The organism is Micromonospora sp. CV4 (assembly GCF_003667455.1).
GTDB lineage: Bacteria > Actinomycetota > Actinomycetes > Mycobacteriales > Micromonosporaceae > Micromonospora.
This window is the reverse complement of the sequence record NZ_RCVI01000007.1, coordinates 1-407: the sequence shown is the minus strand read 5'-3', so window position 1 is coordinate 407 and position 407 is coordinate 1. Positions and strand designations below refer to the sequence as shown.

General features: G+C 74.0%; 1 protein-coding gene. It reads left to right on the top strand.

The window, feature by feature from the left end:
* Positions 1–407: phosphatidylglycerol lysyltransferase domain-containing protein (locus tag EAD98_RS00030; protein WP_121652097.1), on the top strand; the 407-nt coding region annotated here is incomplete at both ends.

Sequence of the window (407 nt, the reverse complement as noted above, 5' to 3'; positions counted from 1 at the left end):
CTAGGCTACTTCGCCACCCGCCGCGACAAGGCGGCCATCTTCTCCGCCAGCGGCAAGGCGACGATCACCTACCGGGTGGTCAACGGGGTGAGCCTGGCCAGCGGCGACCCGGTCGGTGACCCCGAGGCGTGGGGCCCGGCCATCGAGGCGTGGCTCGACCAGGCCCGCGAGTACGCCTGGACACCGGCGGTGATCGGCGCCAGCGAGGCCGGCGCGCGGGCGTACCACCGGCACGGCCTGAAGGTGCTGCAACTGGGCGACGAGGCGATCCTGCTGACCCGCGACTTCGACCTGGACGGCCGGGACATGCGCCCGGTACGCCAGGCCGTTCACCGGGTCGAGCGGGCCGGCTACACGGCCCGGGTACGCCGGCACGCGGAGATCCCGCCGGAGGAACTGGCCCGCCT